Genomic DNA, 18,499 nt, shown 5'->3' with positions numbered 1-18,499 from the left:
TAGCGACTGTCAAACCCCCTCCTCCTCTTCCTCGTTCACCCGGTCACGCAATTCCTTGCCCGGCTTGAAATGCGGAACAAACTTGCCGTCAAGGCTGACCGACTGACCGGTCTTCGGATTGCGACCGACGCGCGGCGCACGATAGTGCAGGGAGAAGCTGCCAAACCCACGGATCTCGATGCGATCACCAGTGGCCAGACATTGGGACATTTGTTCAAGCATGGTCTTGATGGCCAGCTCCACATCTTTGGATGAGAGTAGCCCTTGATGGGTGACAATTCGTTCGATCAACTCCGACTTCGTCATATTTTTCCCTTCTTTTTCAAGCAGCTAGATCAGCGCTTGAAAGGTTTTAGCACGCCCGGAAGATTTTGAACAGCCCAGGGATTGACATATCTTCCTTGGCGCTGAAACGCCTGTTTTCAGTGCACAAAAGCACAAGCCGAAGCAGCACACACTCAACGGCACATGACCAGCATGGTTCGAGTGACGTAGCCTGCGGGATTGAAGCCAAACGGATATTCATCTTCATCCTTGGCCTGATCAGATCGGGTGATTACCCTGTAACCCGCGCCCTTGCACTCCTTCGCTGCGCGCTTTTGGCATTTCTCCCACCCCGAACCCAGACCAGAGCAGTCGATCTCGATACCGCTGACGCCACGCACAGCATGCGTTTTGGCACTTGTGGTGCAGCCAGCCAGTACCAACACCGCAATCAAGACAATAAATCTGTTCATCCACTTCCTTATGCCAGGCAACGCCCGACTACTGCACGACTAATACCCAGCTTAGTCGCGAATAGGCGATTGATCCGATTAAAGAAACAGACAACCCGCTGAAGGGATTGGTTTCACCAACACTCCACTCCCAACGGTACCGCCACCAAATCGCAGGCACAAAAAAGGGCGACCGAAGTCGCCCTTTTTCATGATCAAGCAGAACTTAGTTCTGTTTGGCCATTGCTTGACGCAGCAGTGCCGCCATAGTGGTGTCAGCTGCTTCACCTTCCGGAGCTGCTTTCAGGCTCTGGATGGCTTCTTTCTCTTCAGCATCGTCTTTCGACTTGATCGAGAGCTGGATTACGCGGCTCTTGCGATCAACGCTGATGATCTTGGCTTCAACTTCCTGGCCTTCTTTCAGAACGTTGCGCGCGTCTTCAACGCGGTCACGGCTGATTTCGGAGGCTTTCAGGGTTGCTTCGATGTCGTCGGCCAGAACGATGATGGCGCCTTTGGCGTCAACTTCTTTCACGGTACCGGTCACGATAGCGCCCTTGTCGTTAACCGAGACGTACTCGGAGAACGGATCGCTTTCCAGTTGCTTGATGCCCAGGGAGATGCGCTCGCGCTCTGGGTCAACCGACAGGATGACGGTGTCCAGCTCGTCGCCCTTCTTGAAACGACGTACGGCTTCTTCGCCCACTTCGTTCCAGGAGATGTCGGACAGGTGAACCAGACCGTCGATGCCGCCGTCCAGACCAATGAAGATACCGAAATCGGTGATCGACTTGATGGTGCCGGAGATCTTGTCGCCCTTGTTGAACTGGCCAGAGAAGTCTTCCCATGGGTTCGACTTGCACTGCTTGATGCCCAGGGAGATACGACGACGCTCTTCGTCGATGTCCAGAACCATGACTTCCACTTCGTCGCCGACTTGTACGACTTTCGAAGGGTGGATGTTCTTGTTGGTCCAGTCCATTTCCGAAACGTGTACCAGACCTTCAACGCCTTCTTCCAGCTCAGCGAAGCAGCCGTAGTCGGTCAGGTTGGTTACACGAGCGGTAACGCGAGTGCCTTCTGGGTAACGGGCTTTGATAGCAACCCATGGATCTTCGCCCAGTTGCTTCAGGCCCAGGGAAACACGGTTGCGTTCGCGATCGTATTTCAGAACCTTGACGTCGATTTCGTCACCAACGTTGACGATTTCGGAAGGATGCTTGATACGCTTCCACGCCATGTCGGTGATGTGCAGCAGGCCGTCCACGCCACCCAGATCGACGAATGCGCCGTAATCGGTGAGGTTTTTGACGATACCTTTGACTTGCTGGCCTTCCTGCAGGGATTCCAGCAGAGCTTCACGCTCGGCGGAGTTCTCGGCTTCCAGGACGCTGCGACGGGAAACGACAACGTTGTTGCGCTTCTGGTCCAGCTTGATGACCTTGAATTCCAGCTCTTTGCCTTCCAGGTGCGTGGTGTCGCGCACTGGACGGACGTCAACCAGGGAACCTGGCAGGAACGCACGGATGCCGTTAACGTCGACAGTGAAGCCGCCTTTAACCTTACCGTTGATAACGCCCTTGACCACTTCCTCAGCTGCGAAGGCTGCTTCCAGAACGATCCAGCATTCAGCGCGCTTGGCTTTTTCACGGGACAGCTTGGTTTCACCGAAACCGTCTTCAACCGAATCCAGAGCAACGTGAACTTCGTCACCGACATTGATAGTCAGGTCACCAGCATCGTTGTAGAACTGTTCCAGCGGGATGAGTGCTTCAGACTTCAGGCCAGCGTGAACGGTTACCCAGCGAGCCTGGTAATCGATATCAACGATAACACCGGTGATGATGGAGCCTGCCTGAAGGTTCAGGGTCTTTAGGCTTTCTTCAAAGAGTTCCGCAAAGCTTTCGCTCATTTTAATTCCTGTAGATGAGGGCGAAGAATACGCCCATCTCCACACCCCAGACGGTGTGGGTTAGTTTCATTTAAAAGAAGCGCTGCAGGACTATGACTGGTCCCCTGCGGCCTTCTTGGTCACCCGGCGATATCGCGAATGGCGATCTCGCTCATGATGCGTTCAAGCACCTGATCGATGGACAACTCCGTGGAATCCAGCTGTATCGCATCAGCCGCCGGCTTGAGCGGGGCTACTGCGCGCTGGGTATCACGCTCGTCGCGTGCACGGATCTCATCTAGCAGACTCGACAGACTAACACCCTCGACTTTGCCCTTCAACTGCAAATATCGGCGTCGCGCCCGTTCCTCGGCACTGGCGGTGAGGAAAATCTTCAGCGGCGCATCCGGAAAAACCACTGTGCCCATGTCGCGACCGTCGGCCACCAGGCCCGGCGCTTCCTGGAAAGCACGCTGGCGCTGCAGCAGCGCCTCGCGTACCGCCGGCAATGCCGCCACCTGAGAAGCGCCGGAGCCGACGCTTTCAGTACGGATGACGTCGCTGACTTCATCGCCTTCCAGAATGATGCGCTGCAGCTGACCGTCGGTCGCCGCGATGAACTGCACATCCAGATGAGCGGCGAGTTTCTTCAGCAGCTCTTCATTGGTCAGGTCGACACCATGGTTGTGCGCAGCGAACGCCAGCAGGCGATACAGCGCACCGGAATCCAGCAGATTCCAGCCCAGACGCTTGGCCAGGATCCCGGCGACCGTGCCCTTGCCCGAACCGCTTGGCCCATCGATGGTGATGACCGGTGCAATGTTTTTCACGACTGAGCCTCTTGAGCCACGCGAATGCCGACCTGCGCGCACAGCGCGAGGAAGTTCGGGAACGACGTCGCGACGTTGGCGCAATCATGGATGCGGATCGGTGCAGTGGCGCGCAGCGAAGCGACGCTGAAAGCCATGGCGATACGGTGATCACCGTGACCATGCACTTCGCCGCCACCGATCTGGCCGCCATCAATGATGATGCCGTCGGGAGTCGGCTGGCATTTGACGCCCAGCGCCAGCAAGCCGTCCGCCATGACTTGAATGCGATCCGATTCCTTGACGCGCAGCTCTTCAGCACCGGTCAGCACGGTACGACCTTCGGCACACGCCGCCGCCACGAACAGCACCGGGAATTCGTCGATGGCCAGTGGCACCAACGCTTCCGGAATCTCGATACCCTTGAGTTTAGCAGCGCGCACGCGCAGGTCAGCCACTGGCTCGCCGCCAACTTCACGCTGGTTTTCCAGGGTGATATCAGCGCCCATCAGGCGCAGGATGTCGATCACACCGGTACGGGTCGGGTTGATGCCGACGTGTTCCAGCACCAGCTCGGAACCTTCGGCGATCGAGGCCGCCACCAGGAAGAACGCCGACGACGAGATGTCGCCCGGCACTTCGATATGGGTCGCCGTCAGCTTGCCGCCGGACTCGACCGACGCGGTGGCGCCATCGACGCTCACCGGGTAGCCGAAACCACGCAGCATGCGTTCGGTATGGTCACGGGTCGGCGCCGGCTCGGTCACGGTGGTCTTGCCTTCGGCGTACAGACCCGCCAGCAGCAGGCAGGACTTCACCTGAGCACTGGCCATCGGCATGGTGTAGGTCAGCCCCTTGAGCTTGTGACCGCCACGAATGGTCATCGGCGGACGACCTTCGGCAGCGGTTTCGATCACGGCGCCCATTTCACGCAGCGGGTTGGCCACGCGATTCATCGGCCGCTTGGACAGCGACGCATCACCGGTCAGGGTGCTGTCGAAGTTCTGCGCGGCCAGCAGGCCGGACAACAGACGCATCGAAGTGCCGGAGTTGCCCAGATAGATCGGACCCGGCGCAGGCTTCAGGCCGTGCAGGCCGACGCCGTGAATGGTCACACGACCGTGGTGCGGGCCTTCGATGACCACGCCCATGTCGCGAAATGCCTGCAAGGTCGCCAGGGCATCTTCGCCCTCGAGGAAACCTTCAACCTCGGTCACACCTTCGGCCAGCGAGCCGAGCATGATCGAGCGGTGGGAAATCGATTTGTCACCTGGTACGCGAATCCGACCGGACAGGCGGCCACCAGGTTGAGCCAGGAAAATCAGATCGTTGGAATTCATAGCGTCCACATAGGCCCTGCGGGCCAGGATTTTACTGAAATGCTCGCGGGCAACCCGGGCGCGCGTGAAGACGCCCAACAATTGGTGCCCATCCCCTGCATCGACCGCGCCGCGCAAGGCGTCGAGGTCGCTGCGAAATGTATCGAGTGTGCGCAGGACAGCCTCGCGGTTGGCGAGGAAGATGTCGTGCCACATCACCGGGTCGCTTCCGGCGATTCTTGTGAAATCGCGGAAACCGCCCGCAGCGTAACGGAAGATCTCAAGGTTTTCATTGCGTTTGGCCAACGAGTCGACCAGACCGAAGGCCAGCAGGTGCGGCAGATGACTGGTCGCAGCCAGCACTTCATCGTGGCGCTCGACCTGCATGTGCTCGACGTCGGCACCCAGTTCGCGCCACAAGCGATCGACCACCGCCAGTGCGGCCGGGTCGGTCTGCTCGAGCGGCGTCAGAATCACCTTGTGCCGACGGAACAGCTCAGAGTTGGAAGCTTCCACCCCGCTCTGCTCGGAGCCGGCAATTGGATGGCCCGGCACGAAGCGCGCTGGCATACCGCCGAACGCCTCGGTCGCCGCGCGCACCACATTGCCCTTGGCGCTGCCGACATCGGTCAGAATCGCCTGCCCCAGATCAACGCTCGCCAGACGAGCCAGGACTTTCTCCATGGCCAGAATCGGCACTGCCAGTTGAATCACGTCGGCGCCCTGACACGCAGCGATCAGGTCATCCTCGCAACGATCCACCACGCCCAACTCGACCGCCAGCTTGCGCGATTGCGGGTCGAGATCGACCCCGACCACCTCACGGCAGATACCGCTTTCACGCAAACCTTTGGCAAACGAACCACCGATCAATCCCAGACCGACCACCACAAGGCGACCGATCATAGGTGCAGCAGATTGCAGAGCAGTGACATCACCCACGAGCCAGAACCTTACGCAGCGCTTCGAGGAAGCGGCTGTTTTCCGCCGGCAGACCGATGGTCACCCGCAGGTGGTTCGGCATGCCGTAGTTGGCCACCGGACGCACAATCACGCCTTCACGCAGCAGCCCCTGGAAAATCGGCGCAGCAACCTGACCGAGATCGACGCAGATGAAGTTGCCTTTGGACTCGATCCAGCTCAGACCCAACTCACGGAAACCCGCCTGCAACTGCTGCATGCCGGATTCGTTGAGCTGACGGCTTTGCGCCAGATACTCTTCGTCTTTCAGCGCCGCACAGGCCGCGGCCAGGGCCAGGCTGTTGACGTTGAACGGCTGGCGCACGCGATTCAGCACGTCCGCTACTACCGCAGTGGACAGGCCATAACCGACGCGCAGCGCCGCCAGACCGTAGGCCTTGGAGAACGTGCGCGATACCAGCAGATTCGGGTACGCCGCGAGGAAATCCAGACCGTCCGGCAGATCGCTGCCTTCGGCGTATTCGATGTACGCCTCGTCCAGCACCACCAGCACGTGCTCCGGCACGTCCTGCAGGAACTCGTCCAGCGCTTCGGCGCCGAACCAGGTACCGGTCGGGTTGTTCGGATTGGCGATGAACACCACGCGGGTGTTGGCGTCGATGGCTGCGAGCATCGCAGGCAAGTCGTGCCCCCAATCCTTGGCCGGAACCACTTTGGCCTGCGCACCGACAGCCTGGGTAGCGATCGGGTAGACAGCGAACGCGTGCTCACTGAACACGGCGTTCAGGCCCGGCGCCAGATAGGCGCGCGCCACCAGCTCGAGAATGTCGTTGGAGCCGTTGCCCAGGGTCACCTGGTTCAGCTCGACGCGGCACTGCTCGGCCAACAGCGATTTCAGCGCGAAGCCGTTGCCGTCCGGATAGCGGGTCAGCTCGGCCAGCTCTTCGCGGATCGCCGCCAGCGCTTTCGGGCTGGCACCGAGCGGGTTTTCATTGCTTGCCAGTTTGACGATCTTTGCCGGATCCAGATCCAGCTCGCGCGCCAGTTCGTCCACAGGCTTGCCCGGAACGTACGGCGAAAGTTGTTGCACGCCCGGCTGTGCCAGAGCGAGGAAGTTGCCACTCATTTGCTACCGCCCCTTAGAGAACTGCTTTCGGGTAGGAACCCAGCACTTTGAGTGCTACTGCTTCCTGACTGATCTTTTCCAGCACACCTTTGATCAGCGGATCACGGTGATGGCCGACAAAGTCGATGAAGAACACGTAGGTCCATTTGCCGCTGCGCGACGGACGGGTTTCGATCCGGGTCAGGTCGATCCCGTTGTCATGGAACGGCACCAGCAGCTCGTGAAGCGCGCCAGGCTTGTTGCTCATCGAGACGATGATCGAAGTCTTGTCGTCGCCGGTCGGCGGCACTTCCTGGTTACCGATCATCAGGAAGCGCGTCGAGTTGTCCGGACGGTCTTCGATCTTCTCGGCCAGACGCGTCAGGCCGTACAAGCCTGCGGCCATGTCACCGGCAATCGCTGCCGAATTCCACTCACCCTTGACCCGCTTCGCCGCTTCAGCATTGCTCGACACCGCCACGCGCTCGACATTCGGATAATGTGCGTCCAGCCACTTGCGGCACTGGGCCAGCGACTGGGCGTGGGAGTAGATGCGGCTGATGCTGTCGGTCTTGGTGTTTTCACCGACCAACAGGTGATGGTGGATGCGCAGCTCAACTTCACCGCAGATCACCATGTCGTGTTCGAGGAAGCTGTCGAGGGTGTGGTTGACCGCGCCTTCGGTGGAGTTCTCCACCGGCACCACGCCGAAGTTCACCGCACCCGCAGCCACTTCACGGAACACTTCGTCGATCGCCGCCATCGGCTTGCTGATCACCGCGTGGCCGAAGTGCTTCATGGCCGCTGCCTGGGTGAAGGTGCCCTCAGGGCCGAGGTAAGCCACTTTTAGCGGCTGCTCGAGCGCCAGGCACGAGGACATGATTTCGCGGAACAACCGCGCCATCTCTTCGTTACCCAGCGGCCCCTGATTGCGCTCCATCACCCGCTTGAGCACCTGAGCTTCACGCTCGGGACGATAGAACACCGGCACTTCGCCTTCGGCCAGCGAGGCCATCTTTACTCGCGCAACTTCCTGGGCGCAGCGGGCGCGTTCGCTGATCAGCTCGAGGACCTTGCTGTCCAGAGCGTCGATGCGAACGCGCAGTGCCTTGAGTTCTTGCTCGGACATCAGCCGTGTTCCTTCTCGAATTCAGCCATGTACGCCACCAGCGCGTTGACGGCGTTGATGTCGACGGCGTTGTAGATGGAGGCGCGCATGCCGCCCACGGAGCGGTGGCCCTTGAGGTTGAGCAGGCCACGTTCGTCAGCACCGGCGAGGAACGGCTTGTCCAGGCGATCGTCAGCCAGACGGAATGGCACGTTCATCCACGAGCGGTCCGACTTGTTGATCGGGTTGCTGTAGAGGCCGCTGGCGTCGATGAAGTCGTACAGCGTGCGCTGCTTGACGTCATTGAGCTTGGCGATCGCTTCGACGCCGCCCTGCTCTTTCAGCCACTGGAACACTAGGCCGGACAGGTACCAGGCCAGGGTCGGCGGGGTGTTGTACATCGAGCCGTTATCGGCCGCAACCTTGTAGTCGAGCATGGTCGGGCACAGCGAACGCGCCTTGCCCAGCAGGTCTTCGCGGATGATGTTGACGACGATGCCGCTCGGGCCGATGTTCTTCTGTGCGCCGGCGTAGATCATGCCGAAACGCGAGATGTCGACCGGACGCGAGAGGATGTCCGAAGACATGTCGGCCACCAGCGGCACATCACCGGTTTCCGGGATCCACTGGAATTCCAGACCGCCGATGGTTTCGTTCGGCGCGTAGTGAACGTAAGCGGCGTCTTTCGACAGATTCCACTCGTTCTGGCCCGGAATGGCGAAATAGTCGTAAGGCTTGGCGGTGGCGGCAACGTTGACGTGGCCGTAGCGCGAGGCTTCTTCGATGGCTTTCTGCGACCAGATACCGGTGTCGATATAGTCGGCGCTGCCGCCTTCAGGCAGCAGGTTCAGCGGAATCTGCGCAAACTGCTGGCTGGCGCCGCCTTGCAGAAACAGCACTTTATAGTTCGACGGGATATTCAGCAGGTCACGCAGGTCCTGCTCGGCCTGGGTGGCAATAGACACGAACTCATCGCTGCGATGGCTCATTTCCATGACCGACAGACCCTTGCCATGCCAATCAAGGAGTTCACCCTGGGCACGTTGCAGGACAGCTTCAGGAAGCGCCGCAGGACCGGCACAGAAGTTATAGGCTCGCTTGCTCACATCCAATCTCGCTCTGATTTGGTGGTATCACGCATTACATCATCAGCCGACACAAATCGAATGTGGGAGCGGGCTTGCTCGCGAAAGCGGTTGGACTGGCGACATCGTCATTGAATGTCAGTCCCTCTTCGCGAGCAAGCTCGCTCCCACAGGGTTCGTCATGGGCGCCGATATTTCATACCGGACAAATAACAAGGGGGCGAATTTTCATCCGCCCCCTCGCTTGTCCGCTTATTCCTGCGGCTCTTCGTCAGCTGCGGCGTCGAGTTGCTGGTCCTCGGCAACGTCGTCGATCACGACATCCCCCTCGAACCCGGCACCCTCTTCACCTTCAAGCTCATCACCTTCGACTTCCGATGGCTCCTGAACCCGCTCCAGACCGACCAGGGTTTCATCCTTGGCCAGTTTGATCAGGGTCACGCCCTGGGTGTTACGACCCAGGCTCGACACTTCGTCGACACGGGTGCGCACCAGAGTGCCCTGATCGGAGATCAGCATGATTTCTTCGCCGTCGAGCACCTGAACCGCACCGACCAGACGGCCGTTACGCTCGTTGCTGACCATGGCGATTACGCCCTGGCCGCCACGCTTGTACTCAGGGAACTCGGTGATCGCGGTACGCTTGCCATAACCACGCTCGGAAGCGGTGAGGATCTGGCTGCCTTCTTCCGGGATCAGCATCGAAATCAGCTTCTGCCCTTCCGGCAGACGCATGCCGCGTACACCGCGGGCGGTCCGGCCCATGGCACGCACGTCAGACTCTTTGAAGCGCGTGACTTTGCCGCCGTCGGAGAACAGCATCACTTCACGCTCGCCATCGGTGATGGCTGCGGAGATCAGCACGTCGCCTTCGTCCAGCTCCAGCGCGATCAGACCGACGCTGCGCTGACGGCTGAAGGATTCCAGCGGGGTCTTCTTCACGGTGCCGTTGGCGGTCGCCATGAAGATGTAGTGACCTTCGGTGTATTCCTCGACCGGCAGCATGGTGGTGATGTATTCACCATCATCCAGCGGCAGCAGGTTGACCAGCGGGCGACCACGGGCTGCACGGGACGCTTCCGGAATTTCGTAAGTCTTCAGCCAGTACACCTTGCCCTTGCTGGAGAACAGCAGCAGCGTGGTGTGACTGTTGGCCACCAGCAGGTGAGCAATGTAGTCCTCATCCTTGACGCCGGTCGCCGATTTGCCTTTGCCGCCACGGCGCTGTGCCTGGTACGCAGCCAGCGGCTGGGTCTTGGCGTAGCCACCGTGGGAGATGGTCACAACGCGCTCTTCTTCCGGGATCATGTCACCCAGGGTCAGATCGAGACGCGCATCGAGAATCTCGGTGCGGCGCACGTCGCCGTATTCGGCGCGGATCACTTCCAGCTCTTCGCGGATCACTTCCATCAGGCGCACGGCGCTGTTGAGGATGCGGATCAGCTCGCCGATCTGGTTGAGAATCTCTTGATACTCGGCCAGCAGCTTCTCGTGCTCCAGACCGGTCAGACGGTGCAGACGCAGCTCCAGAATGGCTTGCGCCTGCTCTGGCGACAGGAAGTACTTGCCTTCACGCAGACCGTATTGCGGATCGAGGTTCTCCGGACGGCACGAATCGGCGCCTGCACGTTCAACCATCGCGACTACGGCGCTGGATTCCCAAGGGGTGCTGACCAGCGCTTCTTTCGCTTCCGACGGAGTCGGCGAGGCCTTGATCAAGGCGATCACCGGGTCGATGTTCGACAGGGCAACGGCCTGACCTTCGAGGATGTGACCACGCTCGCGGGCCTTGCGCAGTTCGAATACGGTACGACGGGTGACCACTTCACGACGGTGACGGACGAAGGCTTCCAGCAGATCCTTGAGGTTCAGGATGCGCGGACGGCCGTCGATCAGCGCCACGATGTTGATGCCGAATACCGATTGCAGCTGGGTCTGGGCGTAGAGGTTGTTGAGGATCACCTCAGGCACTTCGCCGCGACGCAGCTCGATCACGACGCGCATACCGTCCTTGTCGGACTCGTCGCGCAGCTCGGTGATGCCTTCAAGCTTCTTCTCTTTGACCAGCTCGGCGATCTTCTCGATCAGACGCGCCTTGTTCAGCTGATACGGGAGTTCGGTGATGACGATCTGCTGACGACCACCGACCTTGTCGATGTCTTCGATGATCGATCGGGCACGCATGTAAATGCGGCCGCGACCGGTACGGTAGGCTTCGATGATGCCGGCGCGACCATTGATGATCGCGGCCGTCGGGAAGTCCGGACCGGGGATGTATTGCATCAGCTCATCGACGGTCAGCTCTGGGTTGTCGATGAGGGCCAGGCAACCGTCGATGACTTCACCGAGGTTGTGCGGCGGAATGTTGGTCGCCATGCCCACGGCGATACCGCTGGAACCGTTGACCAGCAGGTTGGGGATGCGCGTCGGCATCACCGCCGGGATCATTTCGGTGCCGTCGTAGTTCGGCACCCAGTCCACGGTTTCCTTATGCAGGTCGGCCAGCAGCTCGTGCGCCAGCTTGGTCATGCGCACTTCGGTGTATCGCATGGCCGCGGCGTTGTCGCCGTCCACCGAACCGAAGTTGCCCTGACCGTCAACCAGCAGGTAGCGCAGGGAGAAAGGCTGAGCCATGCGGACGATGGTGTCGTACACCGCGGTATCACCGTGCGGGTGATACTTACCGATCACGTCACCGACAACACGGGCAGATTTCTTGTACGGCTTGTTGAAGTCGTTGCCCAGCTCGCTCATCGCGAACAGTACGCGACGGTGCACGGGCTTGAGGCCATCGCGCGCATCCGGCAGTGCACGGCCGACGATTACGCTCATCGCGTAGTCGAGGTAGGACTGTTTCAGCTCGTCTTCGATATTGACCGGGAGGATTTCTTTGGCCAGTTCGCCCATGAGAAGCCTGATTCCTTTTTCTGGTGAAACTTCGTCATATCCATATGGGATGAACGAAGCTCGTCGGGGCAGGCTGAGTGCCATGCGCCGACTTACGACAAATCAACAAATCGAACCGTGGATTTGCGCAGTAAAGACAGCTCCGTGAAGCTGCCTCGGAAAACGCCGGATGTTATCACAAGAGCCGCCACGCACCTATCCCCCAGATGCGCATGGAGCATAGTTAGTTGACCGATGACAGGCGTAAAGGGGACGAGAGAGGCTCAGAGCCTCTTTGAATACAGTTTTGAGGTCAGGTTTTGCGATGTTTATTGACTTTTAGGGCCCCTTCGCGAGCAAGCTCGCTCCCACATTGTTCTGTGGTGATCACAAAATCTGTGGGAGCGAGCCTGCTCGCGAAGAGGACGACGCAGACATCAAGCCAATCAATGCAGGCGCTTGCGGCACATCAACTGAGCCATTTTCGCCGTATCCGGCCGCTCGACGATGCCTTTTTCAGTGACGATCGCATCGATCAGATCCGCCGGCGTCACGTCGAACACCGGGTTGAACGCCTCGACGTCCGCCCCCACGCGCTTGCCACCCACCTCCAGCAGCTCGGCGCCGTCACGCTCCTCGATCGGAATGTCGTCGCCACTGGCCAGGTGCATGTCGATGGTCGAACTCGGCGCCACCACCATGAAACGCACGCCGTGGTGCATGGCGTTAACCGCCAGTTGATAGGTGCCGATCTTGTTCGCCACGTCGCCATTGGCAGTGATGCGGTCAGCGCCGACGATCACCCAGGTCACGCCTTTGGTTTTCATGATGTGCGCAGCCGCCGAGTCGGCATTCAGCGTCACCGGAATGCCTTCGTTCGCCAGTTCCCACGCGGTCAGGCGCGAACCCTGCAGCCATGGCCGGGTTTCATCGGCATACACCCGCTCGACCATGCCTTCCAGATACGCCGCACGAATTACCCCCAGCGCAGTACCGAAACCGCCGGTGGCCAGAGCACCAGTGTTGCAGTGGGTCAGGATCGCCTGAGCATTGCCCTGATGTTTGCGGATGAGATCGACGCCGAGCTGGGCCATGGTCAGGTTGGCTTCGCGGTCGCTTTCATGAATGGCAATGGCTTCGGCTTCCAGCGCCACCAGCGGATCGGCATTGTCCTTCAGACGATCGAGCCGATCGTGCATGCGATTCAACGCCCAGAACAGGTTGACCGCCGTCGGGCGGGAATCCGCCAGCAGGGCGAAATCCTCTTCCAGCGCCGCGTACCAGTCGCCGCCTTCAGCCACGCGGGCGCGGGCCGCCAGCACAATGCCGTAGGCCGCGCTGATGCCGATGGCCGGTGCGCCACGCACCACCATCGAACGAATCGCCTCAGCCACGCCGGCAGCGCTGGTGTAGGCAATCCAGGTTTCCTCGAACGGCAAAACACGCTGATCCAGCAGGTGGAGCGCGCCATCTCGCCAATCGATGGCCTTTACTTTCTCCGCAGCCAACAGTCGATCGCGCATCCCTCACCCCGCACTCATGAACAAAAGCCGCCGATTATAGCGATCCCCCCGCGAAGACGCTCGGGTATACTTCGCCATCCTTTACAAAAGCACTGGAACCGACCCTCGATGCCGAAACCTGCCATTGCGCTCGACTTATTATTGCTGCCGACCTGGCTGGTACCCGTCGAACCCGCAGGCGTTGTGCTCAAGGAGCATGGCCTGGGCATTCGCGACGGTCGCATCGTGTTTATCGGCCCGCGCGCCGAAGCATTGAAGTGTAACGCCACTGAAGTCCGCGAATTGCCGGACGTGCTGCTCGCCCCTGGCCTGATCAACGCTCACGGGCATGCGGCGATGACCCTGTTCCGCGGTCTGGCCGACGATCTGCCGCTGATGACCTGGCTGGAAAACCACATCTGGCCGGCCGAAGCCAAATGGGTCGATGAAGAGTTCGTCCGTGATGGCACTGACTTGGCGATTGCCGAGCAGATCAAGGGTGGCATCAGCTGTTTCTCGGATATGTATTTCTTCCCGAAAGTCGCCAGTGAGCGCGTGCACAACAGCGGCATTCGCGCGCAGATCGCGATTCCGATCCTCGATTTCCCGATCCCCGGCGCCAGCAGCGCCGATGAGGCGATTCGTCAGGGCGTCGAGCTGTTCGGCGATCTGAAGCATCACGAACGGATCAAGATCACCTTCGGCCCGCATGCACCCTACACCGTGGGCGACGAGAACCTGGAAAAAATCCGCGTGATCGCCGAAGAGCTGGACGCGTCGATCCATATGCACGTCCACGAGACCGCCTTCGAAGTCCAGCAATCGCTGGAGCATCGCGGCGAGCGGCCACTGGCCCGCCTCGGTCGTCTCGGCCTGCTCGGCCCGCGCTTCCAGGCGGTGCACATGACCCAGATCAGCGATGACGATCTGGCATTGCTGGTAGAAAGCAACACCAGCGTGATCCACTGCCCGGAATCGAATCTGAAGCTGGCCAGCGGGTTCTGCCCGGTGGAGCGCCTGTGGCAGGCTGGCGTGAACGTCGCCGTCGGCACCGATGGCGCCGCCAGCAACAACGACCTCGACCTGCTCGGCGAAACCCGCACCGCCGCGCTGCTGGCCAAAGCCGTCGCCGGCTCGGCCACCGCGCTGGACGCCCATCGTGCGCTGCGCATGGCCACGCTCAACGGCGCACGGGCCTTGGGCATCGAGGCGCAGGTCGGTTCGCTGGAGATCGGCAAGGCTGCGGACATTGTCGCTTTCGACCTGTCCGGCCTGGCTCAGCAACCGGTCTATGACCCGGTGTCGCAGCTTATTTATGCCACCGGCCGCGACTGCGTGAAACACCTGTGGGTCGCCGGCAAACAGTTACTCGACGACCGGCGTCTGACCCGTCTGGACGAACAACAGCTGGGCGCCACCGCCCGGGCCTGGGGCCAGCGCATCAGCGGCCACACCGAATCGTAAACACCGCGGAGCAGACTCCGCGGCTACAGCCCTTTTCAAGTTTTTCGAGGAATAGATCATGAGCAACGTCGACCACGCCGAAATCGCCAAATTCGAAGCCCTGGCCCATCGCTGGTGGGACCGTGAAAGCGAATTCAAACCGCTGCACGACATCAACCCGCTGCGCGTCAACTGGATTGACGAGCGGGTCAATCTGGCCGGCAAGAAAGTTCTCGACGTCGGTTGCGGCGGCGGCATCCTCAGCGAAGCCATGGCCCAGCGCGGCGCCACTGTCATGGGCATCGACATGGGCGAAGCGCCACTGGCGGTTGCGCAACTGCATCAACTGGAGTCCGGGGTCAGCGTCGAATACCGGCAGATCACCGCCGAAGCCCTGGCTGAAGAAATGCCCGAGCAGTTCGACGTCGTAACCTGCCTGGAAATGCTGGAGCACGTACCGGACCCGTCGTCGGTGATCCGTGCCTGCTACCGCATGGTCAAGCCGGGCGGCCAGGTGTTCTTTTCGACCATCAACCGCAACCCGAAGGCGTACCTGTTCGCCATCATCGGCGCCGAATACATCATGAAGCTGCTGCCGCGTGGCACCCACGACTTCAAGAAATTCATCCGCCCGTCCGAGCTGGGCGCCTGGAGCCGCATCGCCGGCCTGACCGTCAAGGACATCATCGGCCTGACCTACAACCCGCTGACCAAGCACTACAAGCTGGCCAGCGACGTTGACGTCAACTACATGATCCAGACCCTGCGCGAGGAGTAAGCCGATGGCCATCAGAGCAGTCCTTTTCGATATGGACGGCACCCTGCTCGACACCGCGCCGGATTTCATCGCCATCTGTCAGGCGATGCGCGCGGATCGCGGCTTGCCGCCGTTGAACGACAAGCACATCCGCGACGAAATCTCCGGCGGCGCCAAAGCGATGGTCGCGGTGACGTTCTCGATGGATCCGGAATCGCCGGGCTTCGAGGAGCTGCGTCAGGAATTCCTCGAGCGTTATCTGGCCGGTTGCGCTGTGCACAGCAAGCTGTTCGACGGCATGGGCGAGCTGCTGGCCGACATCGAGCGGGCCAACCTGATCTGGGGCGTGGTCACCAACAAACCGGTACGGTTTGCCGAGCCGATCATGCAGCAACTGGGGTTGGCCGAGCGCTCGGCGCTGCTGATCTGCCCGGATCACGTGAAAAACAGCAAGCCGGATCCGGAGCCGCTGATCCTCGCGTGCAAGATGCTTGATCTGGATCCGTCGACGGTTTTGTTTGTGGGCGATGATCTGCGCGATATCGAGTCGGGCCGCGATGCCGGCACCAAGACCTGCGCCGTGACCTACGGCTATATCCACCCGGACGACAACCCGCGGCACTGGGGCGCGGACGTGGTGGTGGATCATCCGCTGGAATTGCGCAAGGTGCTCGACAGCGCGCTGTGCAGCTGCTGAAAACGGCCTTTGTGGCGAGGGGATTTATCCCCGATGGGTTGCGAAGCAGCCCCCGCAATCTTTCAGGTCGATTCGATATGCAGGTTTACGACTGCTTCGCAGCCGGTCGGGGATAAATCCCCTCACCACAAGGAAGCAGGTCTTCATGAATGGATTGTGAGGTTTTTATGTTCGATTACACCGCCCGTCCCGAATTGCTCAAGGATCGGGTCATTCTGGTCACCGGTGCCGGTCGTGGCATCGGTGCGGCTGCCGCGAAAACCTACGCCGCTCACGGCGCCACCGTGCTGCTGCTGGGCAAGACCGAAGCCAATCTGACTCAGGTCTACGACGAGATTGAAGCGGCGGGGCATCCACAACCGGCAGTGATCCCGTTCAACCTCGAGACCGCCCTGCCCCATCAATACGATGAGCTGGCGGCAATGATCGAAACCGAGTTCGGCCACCTCGACGGCCTGCTGCACAATGCCTCGATCATCGGGCCGCGCACGCCGATCGAGCAGCTGTCGGGCGAAAACTTCATGCGTGTCATGCAAGTCAACGTCAATGCCATGTTCATGCTGACCAGCACCCTGCTGCCGCTGCTCAAGCTGTCGCAGGATGCCTCGGTGGTGTTCACCTCCAGCAGTGTCGGGCGCAAGGGCCGGGCCTACTGGGGCGCTTACGGAGTATCGAAGTTCGCCACCGAAGGCCTGATGCAAACCCTGGCCGATGAAGTCGATGGCGTGGCACCCGTGCGCTCCAACAGCATCAACCCGGGCGGCACGCGCACCAGCATGCGTGCACAGGCCTATCCGGGAGAAAACCCGCTGAACAATCCGACCCCGGAAGAGATCATGCCGGTGTACCTGTACCTGATGGGCCCGGACAGCGCAGGCATCAATGGCCAGGCATTCAACGCGCAATAACTGCCATACGTCGCTTTTGTTGCCGTGGCGGATTACCGTCGCGGCACGCAATTGCCGCTTCCCACCGTCACACTTCAGTCAAATATCCGCCACCCGCCCTCAAAGCAAAAAGCCATCCTGTTGATTCATAAAGGTTTTAATAAACCTGAACCGAATGGCACGACTTTCGCTCTAATTTTCCTCAAAGCATGCCGTGTGAAGGCACTGGGGCAAGGCCGATTTCGATAGCTGACTAATCGTCATCAGGCAGACTAAACTTACGCCAAATGTCCTACGGGACTGATGGATCAGTATGACGCGCAGCCCATAGCCGCTCTCACCCAGCCTGTAAGACAGACTTACTGCTTAGGGGCTCACGCCATATGAAATCACCTTCCCAGACCAATGCAATTGACTTTGACAGTGCCAAATTGCAACGCCTGGGCTTTGGTCAGCTGCCTCCGCTTCTGGAACGCCCGGCCAGCCTGGCGCAATTGCGCCAGCAAATGAGCCTGCAACTGCAAACCAGTCTTGAGCCGCAACGAATCCTCGGTCTGTTTTTCCGCGAAGTTCAGCGTCTTGTGCCGCTGGATGCCTTGAGCTACGTGCATTCGGGCAGCGACTTGCGCCTGGAGTTCGGTGCCCGCGGTCACCATTCGGTCAGCTACAGCCTCAGCCACGAAGGCGAGCACCTGGGTGAACTGGTCTTCCGCCGCAACCAGCGCTTCAGCGAGCAGGATCAGGGCAACCTCGAATCGCTGCTGTCGTCGCTGCTGTTCCCGATGCGCAATGCCCTGCTCTACCGCGCGGCAACACAAAGTGCGCTGCGCGACCCGTTGACCGGAACCGGCAACCGGATCGCCATGGAGCAGACCCTGCAACGCGAGATCGACATGTCCCGCCGGCACCTGCAACCGTTGTCGGTGCTGATGCTCGACATCGACCACTTCAAACGGGTCAACGACAGTCATGGCCACAGCGCCGGGGATGACGTACTCAAAGGGGTGGCAGCGTCAATCAAGGGCCAGCTACGCAACGTCGACATGGTGTTTCGCTATGGCGGGGAAGAATTTCTGATCTTGCTGTGCAACACCGGCCGGGAAGCGGCAGGGATGGTCGGCGAGCGTCTGCGCCACGCCGCGCAGACTGCAGAATATTTCGCGGACGGCAAACTGATCGACCTGACCGTGAGCCTTGGCTGCTCGACTCTGTTGCCGGGAGAGTCAGCTGACAGCCTGCTGCGCCGGGCCGACAGTGCGCTGTACGTGGCCAAGCGCGAAGGACGTAATCGGTTGGCGATGGCGGGCTGAATCCTTGCAGATACCCAAAAACCACTGTGGGAGCGGGCTTGCTCGCGAAAGCGGTGTGCCAGT

Annotated in this window: 15 protein-coding genes; 5 read left to right on the top strand and 10 right to left on the bottom strand. The window is 60.3% G+C overall.

The annotated features are described in order from the left end of the window. Positions 1-9 precede the first annotated feature (9 nt). From ihfB to mtnA, 10 genes are all read right to left on the bottom strand, one after another. A complete protein-coding gene (gene ihfB / locus M0808_RS07375; RefSeq protein WP_003189779.1) occupies positions 10-306 on the bottom strand; it encodes an integration host factor subunit beta in 297 nt (98 codons plus the stop codon). A 152-nt stretch (positions 307-458) separates the two neighbouring features. Then, positions 459-737, bottom strand: a complete 279-nt coding sequence (locus M0808_RS07370; protein ID WP_027612423.1) for a hypothetical protein — start codon at positions 735-737, stop codon at positions 459-461. 205 nt (positions 738-942) lie between these two features. Then, entirely contained in the window at positions 943-2,628 is a 1,686-nt protein-coding gene (gene rpsA, locus M0808_RS07365) for a 30S ribosomal protein S1 (RefSeq protein ID WP_027612422.1), read from the bottom strand. Positions 2,629-2,747: 119 nt separating this feature from the next. Continuing rightward, positions 2,748-3,437 (bottom strand): (d)CMP kinase, encoded by a 690-nt coding sequence (gene cmk, locus M0808_RS07360; RefSeq protein WP_015093983.1) that lies wholly within the window; start codon positions 3,435-3,437, stop codon positions 2,748-2,750. Continuing rightward, positions 3,434-5,641, bottom strand: a complete 2,208-nt coding sequence (locus tag M0808_RS07355; RefSeq protein WP_247840525.1) for a bifunctional prephenate dehydrogenase/3-phosphoshikimate 1-carboxyvinyltransferase — start codon at positions 5,639-5,641, stop codon at positions 3,434-3,436. Before M0808_RS07355 ends, cmk begins: the two co-directional genes overlap by 4 nt. A gap of 28 nt (positions 5,642-5,669) precedes the next feature. Beyond that, the gene (hisC, locus tag M0808_RS07350) at positions 5,670-6,782 is read right to left on the bottom strand and encodes a histidinol-phosphate transaminase (RefSeq protein ID WP_095137263.1); all 1,113 of its coding nucleotides are present in this window, start codon (positions 6,780-6,782) and stop codon (positions 5,670-5,672) included. 13 nt (positions 6,783-6,795) lie between these two features. After that, positions 6,796-7,890, bottom strand: coding sequence for a prephenate dehydratase (pheA, locus tag M0808_RS07345; RefSeq protein WP_003226907.1), 1,095 nt, complete (start codon positions 7,888-7,890; stop codon positions 6,796-6,798). Next, positions 7,890-8,975, bottom strand: coding sequence for a 3-phosphoserine/phosphohydroxythreonine transaminase (serC, locus tag M0808_RS07340; RefSeq protein WP_247840523.1), 1,086 nt, complete (start codon positions 8,973-8,975; stop codon positions 7,890-7,892). The genes pheA and serC overlap by 1 nt, the downstream gene beginning before the upstream one ends. A gap of 231 nt (positions 8,976-9,206) precedes the next feature. Next, complete coding sequence (gene gyrA, locus M0808_RS07335) at positions 9,207-11,861, bottom strand: DNA gyrase subunit A (protein ID WP_027612418.1); 2,655 nt, start codon at positions 11,859-11,861, stop codon at positions 9,207-9,209. 425 nt (positions 11,862-12,286) lie between these two features. Beyond that, a complete protein-coding gene (mtnA, locus tag M0808_RS07330; RefSeq protein WP_095137261.1) occupies positions 12,287-13,363 on the bottom strand; it encodes an S-methyl-5-thioribose-1-phosphate isomerase in 1,077 nt (358 codons plus the stop codon). A gap of 108 nt (positions 13,364-13,471) precedes the next feature. Between mtnA and M0808_RS07325 the strand changes: the two genes are divergently transcribed. The 5 genes from M0808_RS07325 (at position 13,472) to M0808_RS07305 (ending at position 18,436) form a co-directional block, all read left to right on the top strand. After that, positions 13,472-14,806: a TRZ/ATZ family hydrolase gene (locus tag M0808_RS07325; protein WP_007963617.1), complete on the top strand. Its 1,335-nt coding sequence runs from the start codon at positions 13,472-13,474 to the stop codon at positions 14,804-14,806. Between the two features lie 58 nt (positions 14,807-14,864). Beyond that, a complete protein-coding gene (gene ubiG / locus M0808_RS07320) occupies positions 14,865-15,563 on the top strand; it encodes a bifunctional 2-polyprenyl-6-hydroxyphenol methylase/3-demethylubiquinol 3-O-methyltransferase UbiG (RefSeq protein ID WP_096794918.1) in 699 nt (232 codons plus the stop codon). Positions 15,564-15,567: 4 nt separating this feature from the next. Continuing rightward, on the top strand, positions 15,568-16,239 hold the full coding sequence (gene mupP / locus M0808_RS07315) for an N-acetylmuramic acid 6-phosphate phosphatase MupP (RefSeq protein ID WP_247840521.1): 672 nt from the start codon (positions 15,568-15,570) through the stop codon (positions 16,237-16,239). 167 nt (positions 16,240-16,406) lie between these two features. Beyond that, the gene (locus M0808_RS07310; protein ID WP_065257167.1) at positions 16,407-17,147 is read left to right on the top strand and encodes a YciK family oxidoreductase; all 741 of its coding nucleotides are present in this window, start codon (positions 16,407-16,409) and stop codon (positions 17,145-17,147) included. A gap of 362 nt (positions 17,148-17,509) precedes the next feature. Continuing rightward, on the top strand, positions 17,510-18,436 hold the full coding sequence (locus tag M0808_RS07305; protein ID WP_247840519.1) for a GGDEF domain-containing protein: 927 nt from the start codon (positions 17,510-17,512) through the stop codon (positions 18,434-18,436). The last annotated feature ends 63 nt before the right edge of the window (positions 18,437-18,499 follow it).

The organism is Pseudomonas sp. MWU12-3103b (assembly GCF_023100615.1).
GTDB classification, from domain to species: domain Bacteria; phylum Pseudomonadota; class Gammaproteobacteria; order Pseudomonadales; family Pseudomonadaceae; genus Aquipseudomonas; species Aquipseudomonas putida_A.
Note: the sequence above shows the minus strand (reverse complement) of the source record. Positions and strands in the feature narration are given on the sequence as shown.